16 protein-coding genes, 2 pseudogenes and 1 riboswitch are annotated in these 17480 nt (G+C 60.6%); of the genes and pseudogenes, 10 read left to right on the forward strand and 8 right to left on the reverse strand.

Annotation, left to right across the window (positions count from 1 at the left end):
• Positions 1-102 precede the first annotated feature (102 nt).
• From CCGE531_RS21370 to CCGE531_RS21395, 6 genes are all read right to left on the reverse strand, one after another.
• A complete protein-coding gene (locus CCGE531_RS21370; RefSeq protein WP_120667589.1) occupies positions 103-714 on the reverse strand; it encodes a thiamine phosphate synthase in 612 nt (203 codons plus the stop codon).
• Positions 711-1484 carry a thiazole synthase gene (locus CCGE531_RS21375; RefSeq protein WP_120667591.1) on the reverse strand — a complete coding sequence of 258 codons (774 nt, stop codon included), beginning with the start codon at positions 1482-1484 and terminating at the stop codon, positions 711-713. The genes CCGE531_RS21370 and CCGE531_RS21375 overlap by 4 nt, the downstream gene beginning before the upstream one ends.
• A gap of 2 nt (positions 1485-1486) precedes the next feature.
• Positions 1487-1684, reverse strand: a complete 198-nt coding sequence (gene thiS, locus CCGE531_RS21380) for a sulfur carrier protein ThiS (RefSeq protein WP_120667593.1) — start codon at positions 1682-1684, stop codon at positions 1487-1489.
• Positions 1675-2655, reverse strand: coding sequence for a glycine oxidase ThiO (gene thiO, locus CCGE531_RS21385; protein WP_120667595.1), 981 nt, complete (start codon positions 2653-2655; stop codon positions 1675-1677). The genes thiS and thiO overlap by 10 nt, the downstream gene beginning before the upstream one ends.
• A 1-nt stretch (position 2656) precedes the next feature.
• The gene (gene thiC / locus CCGE531_RS21390) at positions 2657-4483 is read right to left on the reverse strand and encodes a phosphomethylpyrimidine synthase ThiC (protein WP_120669280.1); all 1827 of its coding nucleotides are present in this window, start codon (positions 4481-4483) and stop codon (positions 2657-2659) included.
• A gap of 93 nt (positions 4484-4576) precedes the next feature.
• Positions 4577-4686, reverse strand: a riboswitch (TPP riboswitch).
• 29 nt (positions 4687-4715) lie between these two features.
• Positions 4716-5561, reverse strand: a complete 846-nt coding sequence (locus CCGE531_RS21395; protein WP_245459343.1) for a hypothetical protein — start codon at positions 5559-5561, stop codon at positions 4716-4718.
• Between the two features lie 572 nt (positions 5562-6133).
• On the opposite strand from CCGE531_RS21395, the pseudogene CCGE531_RS35305 reads away from it, so the two are divergent.
• A pseudogene (locus CCGE531_RS35305) lies at positions 6134-7222 on the forward strand (porin).
• A 160-nt stretch (positions 7223-7382) separates the two neighbouring features.
• Here CCGE531_RS35305 and CCGE531_RS21405 read toward each other — a convergent pair.
• Positions 7383-8024, reverse strand: a complete 642-nt coding sequence (locus tag CCGE531_RS21405) for a TetR family transcriptional regulator (RefSeq protein ID WP_120667597.1) — start codon at positions 8022-8024, stop codon at positions 7383-7385.
• A 487-nt stretch (positions 8025-8511) separates the two neighbouring features.
• Between CCGE531_RS21405 and CCGE531_RS21410 the strand changes: the two genes are divergently transcribed.
• From CCGE531_RS21410 to CCGE531_RS21435, 6 genes and pseudogenes are all read left to right on the forward strand, one after another.
• Positions 8512-9330: an EF-hand domain-containing protein gene (locus CCGE531_RS21410; RefSeq protein ID WP_120667599.1), complete on the forward strand. Its 819-nt coding sequence runs from the start codon at positions 8512-8514 to the stop codon at positions 9328-9330.
• Between the two features lie 332 nt (positions 9331-9662).
• Positions 9663-10262: pseudogene (locus CCGE531_RS21415) on the forward strand (RNA polymerase sigma factor); the annotation flags it as partial.
• Positions 10255-10719 (forward strand): hypothetical protein, encoded by a 465-nt coding sequence (locus CCGE531_RS21420; RefSeq protein ID WP_120667602.1) that lies wholly within the window; start codon positions 10255-10257, stop codon positions 10717-10719. The pseudogene CCGE531_RS21415 and the gene CCGE531_RS21420, both read left to right, overlap by 8 nt.
• Entirely contained in the window at positions 10716-11165 is a 450-nt protein-coding gene (locus CCGE531_RS21425) for a periplasmic heavy metal sensor (RefSeq protein ID WP_120667604.1), read from the forward strand. Before CCGE531_RS21420 ends, CCGE531_RS21425 begins: the two co-directional genes overlap by 4 nt.
• 75 nt (positions 11166-11240) lie before the next feature.
• Positions 11241-12761: a DUF1800 family protein gene (locus CCGE531_RS21430; protein WP_120667606.1), complete on the forward strand. Its 1521-nt coding sequence runs from the start codon at positions 11241-11243 to the stop codon at positions 12759-12761.
• 2 nt (positions 12762-12763) lie between these two features.
• Entirely contained in the window at positions 12764-13984 is a 1221-nt protein-coding gene (locus CCGE531_RS21435; protein WP_120667608.1) for a DUF1501 domain-containing protein, read from the forward strand.
• Here CCGE531_RS21435 and CCGE531_RS21440 read toward each other — a convergent pair.
• The gene (locus CCGE531_RS21440) at positions 13951-14130 is read right to left on the reverse strand and encodes a hypothetical protein (protein WP_120667610.1); all 180 of its coding nucleotides are present in this window, start codon (positions 14128-14130) and stop codon (positions 13951-13953) included. The two genes, CCGE531_RS21435 and CCGE531_RS21440, sit on opposite strands and share 34 nt — an antisense overlap.
• A 280-nt stretch (positions 14131-14410) precedes the next feature.
• Here CCGE531_RS21440 and CCGE531_RS21445 point away from each other — a divergent pair, with 280 nt between their 5' ends.
• The 3 genes from CCGE531_RS21445 (at position 14411) to CCGE531_RS21455 (ending at position 17390) form a co-directional block, all read left to right on the forward strand.
• On the forward strand, positions 14411-15094 hold the full coding sequence (locus CCGE531_RS21445) for an invasion associated locus B family protein (RefSeq protein WP_120667612.1): 684 nt from the start codon (positions 14411-14413) through the stop codon (positions 15092-15094).
• A 16-nt stretch (positions 15095-15110) separates the two neighbouring features.
• The gene (locus tag CCGE531_RS21450; protein ID WP_120667614.1) at positions 15111-16904 is read left to right on the forward strand and encodes a ShlB/FhaC/HecB family hemolysin secretion/activation protein; all 1794 of its coding nucleotides are present in this window, start codon (positions 15111-15113) and stop codon (positions 16902-16904) included.
• A gap of 75 nt (positions 16905-16979) precedes the next feature.
• On the forward strand, positions 16980-17390 hold the full coding sequence (locus CCGE531_RS21455) for a hypothetical protein (protein WP_162944018.1): 411 nt from the start codon (positions 16980-16982) through the stop codon (positions 17388-17390).
• Positions 17391-17480: the final 90 nt, after the last annotated feature.

Here is a 17480-nt window from a genome sequence, read left to right on the forward strand (position 1 = left end):
TTTTAAGCATGATTATGTTCAGCTGAATATTCTATGAATGCGCCGTTCATCGGGCAAAAGATTGGAAAAACAGGCTCGAGCAGCGATTTTCGGCACGATAGTTCAGCGCGGCGGTATCAGTCGTGTCGCTCTTATCCATTCCAGCGTCCGCGATTCGGGATCAGGATTTCGGGTGATATCGGTCACCACGGCGGCGATATCGGCGCCATGGTCGAATACGCCGCCAAGGCGTTCGACCGTCAACCCGCCGATCGCGACCAGCGGAAGATTGCCGATGCGGCTTTTCCACTGGCCGATACGCTCCAGACCCTGCGGCGCCCAGGCCATGGCTTTGAGAATGGTCGGATAGATTGGTCCGAGGGCTATATAATCTGGCTTGGCCGCAAGCGCTGTCGCCAACTCCATTTCGTCATGTGTCGAGAGCCCCAGTTTCAATCCGGCGGCCCGAATGGCCGCGAGATCAGCGGTGGCAAGATCCTCCTGGCCGAGATGGATGAAATCGCAGCCTTCTTCGATCGCGAGCTGCCAATAGTCGTTGACGATCAACTGGCATCCGTAAGCGGCGCAAATTGCGCTCGATTCGCGGATCTCCGCGCGGATCTCCGATGGCGTGCGATCCTTGACGCGTAGCTGCACCAGTTTGACGCCGAGCGGCACCAGCCTCTTTATCCAGGCCGCACTGTCGACGATCAGATAGAAGGGGTCGAGGGTCATGAGAACACCGCCTTTCCGATGACCGGTGTCGATGGCACCGCCATATCGCGCGGCTCCAGCATGCCCGCGCGGAAGGCCTGCCGGCCTGCCTCGATCGCCTTGGCGAAGGCTTCCGCCATCATGGCCGGATCGGCGGCGCCGGCGACGGCCGTATTGAGCAGCACCGCATCGAAGCCGAGCTCCATGACGGTGGCGGCATGCGAGGGCCTGCCGATGCCGGCATCCACGATCAAGGGTATCTCGGGAAAATGCGCCCTCATGGAGCGAAGGGCGGAAAGATTGAGCGGACCGGCCGCCGTTCCGATCGGCGCGCACCAGGGCATCAGCACCTTGCATCCGGCCTCCAGCAATCGTTCGGCGACCACAAGATCGTCCGTCGTATAGGGAAAGACCTCGAATCCATCGTCTGTGAGGATTCTCGCTGCCTCCACCAGTGCGAAGACATCCGGCTGCAGCGTGTCGTGGTTGCCGATCACCTCCAGCTTGATCCAGTTGGTCCGGAAGACCTCGCGCGCCATCTTCGCAGTTAGCACCGCTTCGGAGACACCATGGCAGCCGGCGGTATTGGGAAGAATGTGAACGCCAAGCTCACGAATCATCTCGAAGAAAGCACCGCCATTGCGCCCGCCCGCCGTTTCACGGCGCAGCGATACGGTAGCGATTTCGGTTGCCGAGCGCTTGACGGCTTCCGCCAGCACAGTCGGCGACGGGTAGCGCGCCGTGCCGAGAAGAAGATGCGATGCAATCTGGGTTCCGTAGAGCTCGAGCATGGTCAGCCTCCCTGCATCGGTGTCAGGATCTCGATCCTGTCGTCGTCGGTTAAGGTGTGGTCGTCGCGTTCTTCGCGATGGATGAGTTCGCCATTGACGGCGGTTGCCAGCCACTCGCCTTCGTATTCGAGCGCGGCGAGAAGCTGCGAAAGCGTGGTTGCGTCGACGATCTGTGCTTCGCCATTGATGATCAGGCGCATTGGCGGTTCCTGTCGCTGTTATGTCCGGAAAATAGGAGATCCGCGGCTTCCGCCGCTATCGCCGGCGCCAGCAGGAAGCCGTGGCGATAAAGGCCGTTGATAAGGATGGTCTTGCCCTCCTGCGTTACACGCGGAAGATTGTCTGGAAAGGCAGGACGGACGCCGGCGCCGGTTTCGACGACGGCTGCGTCGGCAAAGGCGGGATGCAGCGCATAGGCGGCGTTTAGAAGTTCCATCAGCGAGCGGGCGGTGATCGGCCCCTCGAAGTCCGTTTCGATCATCGTCGCGCCGACCATGAACAGGCCTTCGCCGCGCGGCACGATATAGACGGGAAATCGCGGATGCAGCAGGCGGACGGGCCGCGCAAGGGTAATTTCCTGCGTCCGCAGATAGAGCATTTCGCCGCGCACGCCGCGTAATTTGGGGCTTTCGCCGACACGGGCAGCCCCCGTACAGTCGACAACGTCAGAAAACTGGCCGTCATCCGAGATCTGATCGACAAAGGTCACGCCCGTTGCTGAGAGAGCGTCTCTCAATGACTGTAAGACGTCACGAGGATTGACGTGTGCTTCCTGTGAAAAAAACAGGCCATGCTTGAAGCGACCGGCAAGCGAGGGCTCAAGGCTGGCGATCTCGCCTTCCTCTATCAAGCGATAGCCAGTCGTGCGGTTGGCGAACCGCTTCAGCTCGTGCTGATCGCGGTTTGGCGCGACGACGAGCGTTCCATTGCGGACGACCTTGCCGGGCAGAATCGCTTCCCAGCGATCGGCGGAATCGCGGCCTCGTTCCAGCACGGCTTCATCCGCACTTTCCCGTTCACACCATGGCGCCAGCATGCCGCCGGCGAGCCATGAGGCGGCCCGACTGAAATTCTGACGGGGCTCGACAACCGTGACTTCGGCGCCGCGAGCATGCAATTCGTGCGCGACGGTGAGGCCGGCAATGCCGGCCCCTTTGACGAGGACACGCATGTCACTCGGCCGGATGCGCTGTGGTGTCGATCGGCATATAGAGATCGCCGCCCTCCCGGTATTTCGCCGCCATCGCTTCCAAGCCTTCCTTCTGCGCCTCGGCGCGGATGTCGTGCGAAATCCGCATCGAGCAGAATTTCGGGCCGCACATCGAGCAGAAGTGCGCCACCTTGTGGGCTTCCTTCGGCAAGGTCTCGTCATGGAAGCTGCGGGCGGTATCGGGGTCGAGCGACAGGTTGAACTGGTCCTCCCAGCGGAATTCGAAGCGGGCGCGCGACAATGCGTCGTCGCGCACTTGCGCGGCTGGATGACCTTTGGCGAGATCCGCCGCATGGGCGGCGATTTTGTAGGTGATGACGCCGGTCTTGACGTCGTTGCGGTCGGGCAGGCCGAGATGTTCCTTCGGGGTTACGTAGCATAGCATCGCCGTGCCGAACCAGCCGATCATGGCGGCGCCGATCCCCGAGGTGATGTGATCGTAGCCCGGCGCGATATCCGTTGTCAGCGGCCCGAGTGTGTAGAAGGGCGCCTCGCCGCAGACGGCAAGCTGCTTGTCCATGTTCTCCTTGATCTTGTGCATCGGCACATGGCCAGGACCTTCGATCATCACCTGGCAATCCTTGGCCCAAGCAATCTTCGTCAGTTCGCCGAGCGTCTCGAGTTCGGCAAACTGCGCGGCGTCGTTGGCATCGGCGATCGAGCCGGGGCGTAGGCCGTCGCCGAGAGAGAAGGAGACATCATAGGCCCGGCAGATGTCGCAGATCTCCTCGAAATGCTCGTAAAGGAAGCTCTCGCGGTGATGATGGAGACACCACTTGGCCATGATCGAGCCGCCGCGCGAGACGATGCCGGTGACGCGATTGACGGTGAGCGGGATGTAATGCAGCCGCACCCCGGCATGGATGGTGAAATAGTCGACGCCCTGCTCCGCCTGTTCGATCAGGGTGTCGCGATAGACCTCCCAGGTGAGGTTCTCGGCAATGCCCTCGACCTTCTCCAGCGCCTGATAGAGCGGGACGGTGCCGATCGGCAGCGGAGAGTTGCGGATGATCCATTCGCGGATGTTGTGGATATTGCGGCCGGTCGAAAGATCCATGACGGTATCGGCGCCCCAGCGGGCGGCCCAGACCATCTTTTCGACCTCTTCCGCCATGGAGGAGGTGACGGCGGAATTGCCGATATTGGCGTTGATTTTCACCAGGAAGTTCCGGCCGATAATCATCGGTTCGCTTTCCGGATGATTGATATTGGCCGGGATGATCGCGCGGCCGGCCGCCACTTCCTGGCGGACGAATTCGGGCGTCACATGATCCGGGATATGGGCGCCGAAGCTCTCGCCGTCGCGAATCAAGGCTTCGGCTTTCGCCGTGCGGCCGAGATTCTCACGTATGGCGATGAATTCCATTTCCGACGTGATGATGCCGGCCCGTGCATAGGCAAGCTGCGTGACGGCCTTGCCGTCCTTTGCCCGCAGCGGCTGGCGCTTGGCCGGAAATTCCGGCGTCAGCCGCTCGCCAGTGACAAAACCATTGTCTTCGGGGCGCACATGGCGGCCCTCATAGGCCTCGACATCGCCGCGGGCGAGCGCCCAGTCGCGACGGAGCTGCGACAGGCCCTGTTCGATGCGGATATCGGCACCCTCGATGGTATAGGGGCCGGAGGAATCATAGACGACGACGGGCGGCTCGCCCGATGTCGGATGGACGCTGATCTCGCGCATCGGCACGCGGATGTCTGTGTGAATATCTCCCGGAATGTAGATCTTCCGCGACGCCGGCAGCGGGCCTGTCGTGACGGTCGGGGTGAGGTTCTTTGCGGCAATGGTCATGGTTTGAGGCTCCAAGTTGCGGTTGGAGACCCAGTCAATCAGCCGGAATGATGGAAAGACGCCGGCATGGAATCCACCCAGGAATCCGAAAGCCTTCGAGCGCTTGCACCGTCCCTACGCCAGTATGAACTGGATCAGGTCAACGGGTCACTGCGCACGCTAGCAGTATCTCAGCCCTTGCCGGGACCCCCCTGGTGAATGCTGGAAGGCTATGCTCTCCGTTTGGCTCCTGTCAAACCCGGACGATAATCGCATTTTTCCGGAAGGCAGCGTTCGCCGCCTCAGAGATTCTACAATTTAAACGTGTTTTAACGAGTTGCCGGCGTGGCGCCACCTCAATAACGAGGGGCAGTGTTGCCGTTGAAGCGGTGAGGACCGGTGTGGGAGAGCTTGCTGGCGGTATCGAGCCAGATCTTGCACCGAGCGCGCGCCAGCGGTGGCAGAAGGCGAAGTCCTCGCTGAGATAAATGCCCGTCCCTTCCTCGACCATGCATTCGAACAGGGCATATTGGGTGCCTGGCGAGCGCTTGGTGCTCGGATAGGCGTGGATGGCGTTGTAGCGCAGTTCGGGATGGGCGGCGATCATCCTTTCGATGACGGCGCGCTTGATCAAAAGCATGCCTGTGCCCGCATAGATGGCGCTGACGAAATCGCCCTCGCGCTCGGCGCTCTGGCCGACCAACGGTGTTCCGGCATAGTGGAGTGCCGCCGCCGCAAGTGACACCCCATCGCGCGAGTCTACACGGGCAGCGGTGTCCCAGTCATAATCCTTGATCGGATACATGGCGGCGACCACGTCCTTGTCCGCATCCAGCAATCGCATCACCTGATCTGGCTCGAAGCTGATGTCGGCGTCGACGAAGAGCATGTGGGTCGCCGTCGTATCGTTCAGGAAGGACGATACGAGCGTGTTGCGGCTGCGGGTAATCAGCGCGTCATTGCCGAGAAGGGCGAGCGTCAGTTGCACGCCGGCCTGTGCGCCCGTCTGCATCAGGGCAAAGATGGACTGCATATAATCCTTGGTGACGAGGCCGCCGAAGCAGGGTGCCGCTATGAAGATCAGCCGATTCTCATTCATGCGCGATTTTTCCCTTCCAATGGCGCGAGTCGCCGGAATCTAGGAAGATTCATCATTTCTGTGTGTAGCGATTTGTTGAGTTTTGTTTCTGAGCCTTGCCGGAATTCGCAGGCGAGCTCGCAGGCCTTCCGAGGCCCATACGGTGGCTAGGCCTCTTGCCGGCGGTGGATTTGGCCGTCATCTCCAGTCGGGTGCCGACGCCGATCTTGCCTGCGATCGCCGGGCGAAGGACCTGCCTTGGCTTCGTCAGTTGAATTAAGCAACAGCGGTCAAGACTAACGCCAGACTGGAGTCGGTCTCCCCTTCACATAATTGACAAACATACGGGCTGTTTGTAAGTCTGAAGCAGGACAGAAATTGTCTTGCGGTCGAGCGATCGGCCGGATCGGTAGGGGCATTTCAAGACCTTTGCCGCGGGGTCAATCATGGAGGTTCGAGGGGACTCAAGCCAACATTACGTGCGTACTTGCCGGGCTACACGGTCGCGTTTTCGACCGAACCGATCTTCAAGGTGGTTTCCAGCTCAGCGCTCGCGGTAAATTAGAAATGCATATTACAACCAGGAGTTTAATATGAATATCAAGAGCCTTCTTCTCGGCTCCGCTGCTGCGCTGGCAGCAGTTTCCGGTGCCCATGCAGCCGACGCTATCGTTGCTGCTGAGCCGGAGCCGTTGGAATACGTCCGCATCTGCGACGCTTACGGTGCTGGTTACTTCTTCATTCCGGGCACTGAAACCTGCCTCAAGATCGGCGGCCGTGTCCGTACCGAAGGCGAGTGGTACGATGCCTACAACCCGAACAGCAAGAACGGTACGCTGTGGCATACCCGTGCAGAGCTGAGCGTCGACACCGCGACCGACACCGAATACGGCCCGCTGAAGACCAACACGGTCATCCGTTGGGACTGGAGCGACGGCAACTCCACCTCCACGAAGCTGCTGTTCGCCAACATCAGCCTCGGCGGCTTCCTCGTCGGTAAGGCCGACTCGCAGTATAACTCCTACATCGGTTATGCCGGCGACGTCATCAACGACGACGTGATCTATGACGGCCCGTACGAACTCAACCAGCTGACCTACAACTATGATGCCGGCAACGGCTTCACGGCTATGGTCTCGGTGAAGACTCGAACTCCAGCGGCTCTGGCGCTTCCTATGGCGCAAGCTGGTGGTCTGACGACAAGGGCAACCACTACGCTCCTGACGTCGTTGCCGGTGCCGGCTTCAAGTCTGGCGCATGGGGCTTCAAGGTCGTCGGCGGTTACGACTCGATCGTCGAAGAAGGCGCCATCAAGGCTCGTGTCGACGCTGACTTCGGCGTATTCTCGGCCTTCTTGATGGGCGGCTACAACACGGACGGCGACAAGCTGAACAAGTATGCCGGCACCAACCTCGATCGTTCGGCTTGCCCGGTTAATAGCCCGGCGAAGTGCGGCTGGGGGACTGGGCAGTTTGGGGCGGCGTTGGCGTTCCGATCAACGAAAAGCTGAAGTGGAACCTGCAGCTCGCCTACACCGACTCGAAGATTTTCGCCGCTACCACGAACGTCAAGTGGAACCGGTCAAGAACCTGCTCATCGAGCCGGAAGTCTCCTATACCAACTTCGATTCTGTAAACCAGGATCAGTGGGCTGGTATCCTGCGCTTCGAGCGTAGTTTCTAATTTTGAATTACCCGGCCTCGCGCCGGGTATAGAGAAGCCTGATGTTTCCAATCCGTCAGGCTTCTTTCATCGATCGGTTGACCTCCGATCAAAGTAAAGGATCCGGCTTTCCCTCCGGATCCTTTTTTATGTCCGATGCTTTGATTTTGCGCGGCATGCTTTAAGCTGCCGACGTCACTACCTCATGTGCCTGCTCCAGCGGAAACCATGTCTTCAAGACCATCTTGATGAACATCTGCCCGCAGGGCACGAGCTGGAAATTGCCCCTGTCGAGCGTCCATTCGGTGATCAGTCCGCCGATGACGGCCGTCAGTGCCGAGGCGGCCGTATCCGGCGTCCAGGGCGCTGGCAGCCTCGTCTTCTCATTCATCAGGGTGAATATGCGTTCGAAGTGTTCGTGCATATCGTGCCGGAAGGAGCTGGCGCGGTTTGTGGTTCCGTCGCAGAACGCCATGTCGAGATGCATCATCACCTTCAACATGCTTCTCTTGCGCGGATCGCCCTGGACATCGTCGAATATCCCGGCAATCGCCTCCGCCACAAGATCAAGCGGATTTGCCGGAAGCTCCTTCGACATCCGCTCGGCCAATTCCTGAAACGGCTGCTGAGCTTCGTCGCGAATCGCGAACATCAGCCCTTGCTTGTTCTTGAAATGCCAGTGCACGGCCCCCCGCGTCACACCAGCTGCTGCGGCTATCTCCTCGAGGCTGACATTCTCGTAGCCCTTGTCGAGAAACAGAGCCTTTGCAGAGTGCAAGATCTCGCTCCTCGTTTCCGCAGCCTCCTCCTTAGTGCGCCTCATTCGCGTCTCCACGGAAATCAGTTTTCAAGCTGTACCCCTTTTTTTTGGCATTCTTACCCCACCACTGCCGCTTATCGCTGGAACTCCCCATACCAGCAATGCGGCCGAATTATATAATCCCCTAAAATTAGGGAAGGAAATCGTAACAGGAGGCCTTCGTCAAGCGCCTATAAGCCACGCGCAAGTTTCCGCGTGCAATTTCCCCGCGTTGGGAAGTGAAAAGTCGAAAATGTGTGGATGCTAATGTGTGGCCATGGCGGCGATATATTGGCTGACGGAGCCAAATTCGCTCGCCCGGGACACGATGCGCCAATCAAATCGGGGCACAGGCGCGTTTGATCTCCGGCGTTCGCAAGTCCGTCCGTTCATATCGACCATCGACGTCAAGCCGTCGCCTTCGCGCGGCGAAGCCTGGCGATAGTCATGTTCGAATCGCGTACGCGTAAGCCATCGGAGTTCCTCTCAACGCTCGTGTCTGGAGGCCCCAATGACGAGCATTACCTCAGTCTCTTCCAATAACCACTACCAGCATAAGACATCGCGCTCCACATCTTCGAGCGACGACGGTTCCATCTCGTCGCTGCTATCAGGCAGCTCTTCTGGCGATTCTTCCGGCACGAGTTCCTCATCCTCTTCGAACGACTCGTCTCAGCTTGCTTCGGCGCAACAGCTGATCGCGCAGCTGATGAACATCATCCTCAACCTGCAGGCCAATAGCGGCACCGACAGCTCGACCTCGAATTCGGATGGTGATTCGACCGGTTCGACATCGAGCACGGAGCAGGCTTCCGCCACCGGCAGCCAGAATGGCAAGCAGAGCGATATGATCAGCGCCATGGACGCCAATGGCGACGGCAGTATCAGCGAGGCGGAATTTGTCGCTGCTCGGCCGTCTGATGTCAGCCAAGACCAGGCGAAACAACTGTTCGCAAGCTTCGATCAGGCCAATACCGGCTCGCTCAGCGAATCGCAGCTTAAAGATGCCATGCAGGCAGGTCGACAGCCGCCCCCGCCACAGGGCGGCCAGATGAGTGACGACGAACTCTCCACGGCGTTTTCTTCCATGGACGCGGATGGCGACGGCAATGTGAGCCAATCCGAGTTCGTTTCTGCCCGTCCGTCCGATGTCAGCGAAAATCAGGCAACGGCGCTGTTCAAGAGCCTCGATACATCCGGTTCCGGATCGTTGACGCAGAGCCAGTTCGAGCAAGCCATGAAGCCACAGCCGCCGCAGATGCCTGATTTCGGCAGTTTCTACACATTCAATGAGCAAGACCAGACGACGAGCGATCTCCTGACGCTCTGATCGAACCTGAGCTTTCGCATTTGACCCATGCGAAGTGCCGGCAACCCGGACAAGAGACGTTGGGGCCTCCCCGTCCGGGTGAGCCGGCTCTCTTTATATTCGCCCGATGGATAGTTGCCGGACGCGGGAGAAAAATCCGAAAATACTCGATGCGGGATCGACGGAATTCGGCGGATAGGCCGTTCAATCCTTGCGAACCCATGCTTGATGTCGAAGGATGATACGCTGACCGAGATGCTGCGATCTGACGGGAGCCGCTTGCCGGATTTGACGGCCGGGCACAGCTTTTTTGCCGAAAGCCCGAGCCGGGCGGCGCGCCATGCCGGCATCGCGCGAAACAGGAGCGGCGGCGATTGTCGATGAAGTGGGATCGCGCGCCCGGTAGCGGCGATGCGGACGAGGATCTGCTTGGTCGTATCGCCGCTGGTGACGTTCCGGCAATGCGAACGATGGTGGCAAGGCAGCTACCGCGCATCATCGCCGTGGCAACCCGCATGCTCGGCGATGCGAGCGAAGCCGAGGATGTGGCGCAGGAGACGTTTCTGCGCGTCTGGCGGAATGCTGGCGGCTGGCGTCAGCGCAATGCCCGCTTCAGTACCTGGGTGCATCGCGTGGCGATCAACCTTTGCTACGATCGCTTGCGTCGTCGTAAGGATGTTCTTTCCGAGCATCCGCCCGATATCGAATATGAAGGGCCGGCGCCGGACGCGGGTCTGATGAGCGAGGACGATCCGTCCAGGCGTGTGGAGCGGGCGATGCGGATGATCGCGCCCCGGCAGCGCGAGGCGATCATCCTGGTCTATTATCAGGCGCTGTCGAATGCCGAGGCGGCCGAGATCATGGACGTCAGCGTCGACGCACTGGAGAGCTTGCTTGCGCGTGGAAGGCGCTCATTGCAGCTGCTTTTGTTGAAGGAACAAGGCGATGGTTGAGAATATCGCGGGTCCGATGAATGCCGGGCGGTTTGAGGAACTGACCGCTGCCTATGGCGGCGATATCGCCCGGTGGCCGCAGGCCGAGCGCGCCGCCGCGCGGGAATTTGCGAAAGACCCCGCCGTAGCCGGAATTCTTGCGCGCGCAGCCGATCTGGACGCGTTGCTCGATACCTATGTCGTCAGACCGGGCCGTGCGGATCTGGAAGGCCGGATCCTTAAAAGCTTCGCCCGCCGTCTGACGATTAGAAACTGGTTCCGCTTCGGCTCCGCCGGCATCGGCCTTGTCGGTGTCGGCATCGCCGGCGCGCTTGCCGGCAGCATCGCCATTGCCGTGCTGACGCCCAGCCTGACATCCGATATCCCATTCGTCTCCGACGGAACCGCGACCATGTTCGGCGATATCGGGCCGGACGCAGGCATAGTGGACGCGGGCAGAGCGCAGGACAACCAATGACGGATCGCAGTTTTCGAATAGTGGTCATTTCCCTACTGATATTGAATACGTTCCTGATCGGAGCGTTGGCGGGCGGCAGCCTGACGTGGATCCGCAAGACGCAGGCGCGTGCGGGAATGATGCCGCTTGCCGGCGAGCAACTGCCTTCGGCGCAGAAAGAAGCCTTGCGTGCGGCGCTCAACGAGGCGCGCAAGGACAACCGGCAAACCATTCTCGAGGCGCAGCAGGCCAAGGTCGATGCCGCTTCGATTCTTGGCCAGCCGACGCTGGACAAGGAAGCGCTCTCGGCTGCCCTGGCGCGCGCGCGCAATGCCGATATCGGCCTCAGAGCGAAGCTGGAGGAGCGTGCCGTCGATTTCGCCGAAACTCTCTCCTACGACGAACGCCGGGCGCTTGCCGAAAGCCTTGTTCGCCGCAGCGCTCCGAGAGCCGCTGCCACAAAATGATCATACTTGCCAAGCGACGGATCGGAACAAGCCCTGCGTTTAAGGAGCATATCTGATGCAGGAGTTGGCAGGAACATGGCTCAGCAATCGAATGATGTTTATGCCGCGCTCGCCCTTTCCCGATTTGGGCTAGGGGCAGATCATAACGGCACCGCGTCGATCGCTTCGGATCCGCGCGGTGCACTGATGGAGGAAATCACCGAGCGCTTTGTCCCGGTGCCCGTCGGGCCGCAGCTTCAATCCACGGCCGATCTTCTCGTTTCTCTTTACGCGTTCCAGGAGCAGCACAAGGAGGCAAGGCAGCAGGCCGCAACAGCCGCCGCGATGCAGCAGGACAAGCCGGTGCAAGGGCCGCAACAGCCGCCTGCACAGCCATCAGGTGCCATGGCCGCCCAGCCAGGCAATCAGACCCAGCCGGCCAATCAGGCAACGGCGGCCGTGATCGGCAAGGCAGTCGAGAAGCTGGAAAAGCCTCCGGCGCCCTATCTTCCGCAGCAGATTCTGCTGGCCGAAGTGGACGCTCGTTTCAACGGCACCATCCGGCAACCGCTGATCGGTTTCGGCGAGCGGCTTGCCATGTTCTGGGCGAACCATTTCGCGGTTGCCGTTTCGAAGAGCGAGGAGGTTCATATCGTTGCCGGCGCCTTCGAGCGCGAAGCCATCCGGCCGCACGTCTTTGGGCGTTTCGCCGATATGCTGCTCGCTGTCGAGACCCATCCGGCCATGCTCGGCTATCTCGACAACCAGCAATCGATCGGACCTAACTCCAAAGCCAATGCCAACAAGAAACGCGGTCTCAACGAGAATCTCGCCCGCGAGACGCTGGAACTGCATACGCTCGGCGTCAATGGCGGCTATACGCAGACCGATGTGACGACGCTTGCCAAGATCATCACCGGCTGGACGGTGGCGCGCGCCGAGGGCAAGCTTGGGACACCCGGCACCTTCGTCTTCAACGCCGGCGCCCATGAGCCCGGCGACCAGACGCTGCTCGGCCTCACCTATGCCGACAATGGTGTCGGGCAGGGGCGTGAGGCGCTGCGCGATCTCGCCCACCATCCGGCGACGGCGCAGCATATTGCCACCAAGCTCGTTCGGCATTTCGTCGCCGATACACCGCCGCCGGCACTCGTGCAGACCGTCGCCGCGACCTTCAGCAAGACGGATGGCGATCTTTCGGCGGTCTACCGGGCGCTCATCGGCTCTGAAGACGCATGGAACCCGACATTGTCGAAGGTTCGCTCGCCGCTGGAATTCATGGCAGCACTTCTGCGGGCAAGCGGCGAGATGCCGAAGCCGAATGTCATTCTCGGTGCCTTGACCGCCATGGGCCAGCCTTTCTGGGCGCCCGCCGGCCCGAATGGTTTTGCCGACACCGTCGATGTGTGGGCTTCCAGCGAGAGCCTCAGCATGCGCATGGATGTCGCGAACATGATCGCAAACGCTGTACCGCCCCAGATCGATCCCCGTCGCTTCGTGTCCGACAGCCTTGGGCCGCTTCTTTCGAATGAAACGCTGCAGGCGGTATCGCGCGCGGAGACCCGCAACCAGGGTCTGGCGATCGCTTATCTCTCCCCCGAATTTCAAAGGCGCTGACCATGACCTGCGAACTCATGACCCCTACCCGTCGTGCCGTGCTCGGTGTTTCCGGCGCCTTGTTCGCCTGGGCCTTCATCCCGCGCTTCGCCCATGCCGCCGGCGGACGCGATCCGCGCTTCATCACCATCATTCTGCGCGGCGCGCTCGATGGTTTGACGGCCGTCCCGCCCGTCGGCGATCCCGATTATGAGACGCTGCGACAGTCGATCGCCATGACGACGAGCGGCCCCAATGCCGCTCTTCCGCTCGATAGCTTCTTCGCGCTGCATCCCTCGATGCCGAATTTCAACCGGCTCTATCGCGCGGGACAGGCAGCCGTCGTACATGCCAGCGCGACACCCTATCGCGACCGATCGCATTTCGACGGCCAGGACGTGCTGGAGTCGGGCTACGAGATGCCCGGCCGCGTCGAATCCGGCTGGCTCAACCGGATGCTGGAGGGGCTGCCGAAGGGCGACAAGGTTTCGCCTGATACGTCGGCGATCCGCGGATTGTCCGTCGGCGCCAACGCGCCGCTTGTCATTCGCGGCAAGGCACCGGTGCTCGGCTGGTCGCCGTCCAACCTGCAGCCGGTCAGCGACGACCTGCCGCCGCGGCTGATGGATCTCTACAATTACACCGACCCGCTCTTTGCGAAAATCCTCGCCGAGGGCATTTCGACCGGCAAGATTGCCGCCGGCCTCGACGTCAAGGCAAGGGGCGGCCCCGGTGATCCTAACGGAATGGAGCAGATGGCGAGAGGTGCTGCCCGCCTGCTGGCGCAGGACGATGGCCCCCGCGTCGCGGCACTGGCCTTCGAAGGATGGGATACCCATGCCGGCGAGGTCGATCGGCTCAACAAGCTTCTCGTCGGGCTCGACAATTCGCTTGCCGCATTCCAGCAGGAACTCGGCCCCACCTGGAAGGATACCGCCATCCTGGTTGCGACTGAATTCGGCCGCACGGCGCAGGTCAATGGTACGCAGGGCACGGACCATGGCACCGGAACGACGGCATTCCTCGCCGGCGGCGCGATCAAGGGCGGCCGGGTGATCGCCGATTGGCCCGGCCTCAAGCAGGCGCAGTTGCGCGATGGGCGCGATCTGGCCGCCACCACGGATCTGCGCGCCGTCGTCAAGGGTATCGCCGTCGATCTGCTCGGCGCCTCGCCAGCCATATTGACGCGCGATGTCTTCCCGGGATCCGATCACGTCTTGCCGATGAAAGGGCTGATGGTCTGAGCCGTGTTCCGATTGTCTGCTGCGACCGATCGGCCGATGAACGAGAGCTTTCTGTTGTGGCGCGCGACGTCGAAGACGGGCGGCCGGCGCTCCGCGCGCTCAGAGATCTTCAGCAACAGCTCGCTTTGACTGATCGCGGTCAGCACAAAAAATCACTCCTTAGTTGTATATGTTGGGCTACGCACCACACGAGTTTCGCGAATAGCAACCGCAATGTTGCGGAATCGACACGCCTCACCAGAAACGAGCGCGAATTATTGCGCCGCACCCACTACTTTCTGATGCATAGATTAGAATTCTGCTATGTAGCGCCTTAACCGATGACCGGCCGCACCGCGTACTGGGTGCTGTTTCAAGAATTTGATGATCGATCGAAGGACGAGCCCCTTGTCCTTTAGGAAGACTGTTGCTTTCAGGAAGGTTTTCATGACGTTTTCGGCGCTGGCAAAGACATATGCCATTAGGTCCCTCGCATCCGCAGTCCTCGTCTCATCAGCACTCTACACATTGCCCGGCTTTGCCCAGCAGCAGCCTGCGCCAGCTGCGAATCCGCCTTCCGGCACGGGCACTGCGCAAAGTCCGGCTGCAGCTGCAAGCGAACAACAGCCAGCTCCGCAGGCGCGCGTGCAGAAGTTCGACGACTGGTATTATCGCTGCATCGACGGCAAGGCGGCCGATGGCTCGACGGCGACGCATTGCGAAGTGGCGCAGATTGCCACGGTCAAGCAGGGCGATCAGGACGTCAACATCCTGACGCTGGCGATCGCCAAGGCGACGGATGCGCCGGTGACATCGAACAAGAAGGCAGCGAAACAGCCGGCCGGCGATCTCGTGCTGACAGCGCTCGTGCCGCTCAACATGTACATTCCCGCGGGTCTTGGCATCGATGCCGCCGAGAAGCCGGTGGTGCAGCTTGCCTATCGCAACTGCAACCAGGCCGGCTGCTGGTCGCAGCAGAAGCTGGACGGCAAGATGGTCGCAGCGCTGACCAAGGCTGCCGACGGCACCGGCCACGTCCAGATGATGAATGGCCAGAAGGTCAACATCAAATTCTCGCTGAAGGGATTGCCGGCGGCGCTCGATGCGCTGCAGAAGACCACTTCCAACTGATCGGGCAGGCCCACTTATGACGTCAGCCCGGCGATCTGCTGCCGCTCGGTACGATCTCGTTATGATCGCCAGTACTCTGCTGGCGGCGGTTTTTGTTGTTTCGCCCGCAATGGCGCAAACAGCGCCATCGACACCCAATGACGACTTCGTGCGCCGGCAGGCGCAGGAGGCCGAGCAGCAGCGCCTGAAGGCCCTCGGCGAGATGACGCCGAAGCCATCCGCGGCCGAAGCCCAGCAACCGGCTGTTCCGAGCGGCAAGAAGGCCGGCCCCTGTTTTGCGATCACCGGTGTCGAGGTGGCGGGGGTGAAGCAGTTCTCGGCTGCCACCATCGACAAGGTCACCGCACCTTATGCGAACCGCTGTGTCGGCGTCGGTGAGATCAACGGGCTGTTGCGCGACCTGACGCATCTTTATCTCGACAAGGGGTTCGTGAGCTCGCGCGTCTACGTGCCGGCGCAGGATATCGCCGGGACCAAGGTGCTGCGCCTGGTCGCCATCGAAGGCACGCTGGCCGACATCTACATCAACGGCAAGCCGGCGCGAGATTCCGGTGTGATGGGTTCGGGTGTAATGGGTTCGGGTGTGCTGGCAACCGCCTTTCCCGGCATGAAGGGCGAGATCACCAATCTGCGCGACATCGAGCAGGGTCTCGACCAGATCAACCGCCTGACCTCCAACAATGCCAAGACGGCGATGCTGCCGGGAAAGACCGATGGCACCTCGATCCTCAATATCGAGAACAAGCCGGATCATCCATGGCACCTGTCCTTCGGCAACAGCAATCTCGGTCAAGCGCAGACGGGATACTCCAAGTCTTCCGCCTCCGTCGGCTATGACAATCTCTTCGGCGTGAATGACCAATGGAATTTTTCATACGAGCATAGCGGCCCGGACTATCCCTGGCGGGACGACGGCCTCGGCAAGAGCAACAGCTATTCCGGCAATGTCAGCGTGCCCTATGGTTATTGGACGTTCTCGGCGAACGGTTCCTGGTACGAATACGACAGCACGGTTCCGGGGAATTTCGGGCCGCTCAATACCTCGGGCGATTCCAAGCAGGTGGGGATCGGCGCCGATCGGGTGATTTTCCGCGACAAGGATTCGATCACCACCCTCAATAGCGGCCTGACCTACAAGGAAACCAACAATTTCCTGCTCGGCAATAAAATAGAGGTCGGCAGCCGCAAATATACGGTCGGGGTAGCAGGCATCTCGCATTCGCGCCGCATGCTGGGTGGCCTCTGGGTCTTCGACCTTTCCTATAGCCAGGGGCTGAACCTGTTCGATGCGGTCGGTCCGGGGGATGCCGGGGCAGGGGATGCGGATCCTCGCTTTTCGAAGTTCACCGGCACGATCACCGTGACACGACCTTTCGAGCTTGCCGACCAGCGCTTCGAGGTCAATTCGCTCGTCACCGGACAATATTCTCCCGACAACCTGTTCGGGGCCGAGCAGATCTCGGTCGGCGGTTATTCCTCGGTGCGCGGCACGCGCGAGACGATGCTCTACGGCAATAACGGCTTCTTCATCCGCAACGATCTCGTCTGGCGCACGCAGCCGTTTGCCGACAATGCAGATCTCGCCAGGATCTTTGGCGAGTTCCGGCCTTATGTCGGCCTCGATTATGGGCGGATCGCACGCCAAGCGCGCTACCGCATCGAGGGCGGCGACATGCTCGGCTGGACGGTCGGCGCCAAGCTCGCCGGCGGTCACGTCAATTTCGATATCGGTTATTCGGATGTGCTCGGCGGCACGGTCGACAAAAACAATACAGGGCTGATCTTCGTCAGCTCATCCGTACGTTGGTAATGATAGGTTTAGAGGGAAACCATGAGCTTAATTGGAAAGAAAGAGAACAAGACACGCTTCACGGTGTCTTTCTCCATGACCGCGCTTGTCTGCTGTGCACTCGTCCTTTCTGGCTGCGGTGGCCGCGAGGCACATCCGATCGCATCGACCAATGCCGGCGACAGCGGCGCCGACTGCAGCGGAATCTCCCGGGAATTCGCGGCCAATGAACGCCAGATCCTGACGACGGTGAAGGAACGTTCGCAGGCGCAGGGCAAGAACGTGATTTTGGGTGCTACCGGCGTTCTTTTGTTTTGGCCGGCGCTGTTTTTCATGGATCCCAAGTCGCCGGAAAAGATCGAGATCGACGCCTTGCGCAATCGCAACCAGGTGCTCACCGACCTCGCCCGCTCGAGAAAGTGCCCGGCACTGAAATCGCAGCTCGGTGATCTCTACAAAAAGCTTGACGGTAGCGTGAAGACGACGCCGACGACAAGAGGCGGCTGAATTGATCGGTGTTTGCGTGCCTTCCGTGGCGAGTGACACGCGGACCGGCCGAAGCACTTCAGCCACCCACAACTGCGGCAAGATCAGTTT

Origin of the sequence: Rhizobium sp. CCGE531 (assembly GCF_003627795.1) — a bacterium.
In the GTDB taxonomy this organism is placed as follows: Bacteria; Pseudomonadota; Alphaproteobacteria; order Rhizobiales; family Rhizobiaceae; genus Rhizobium.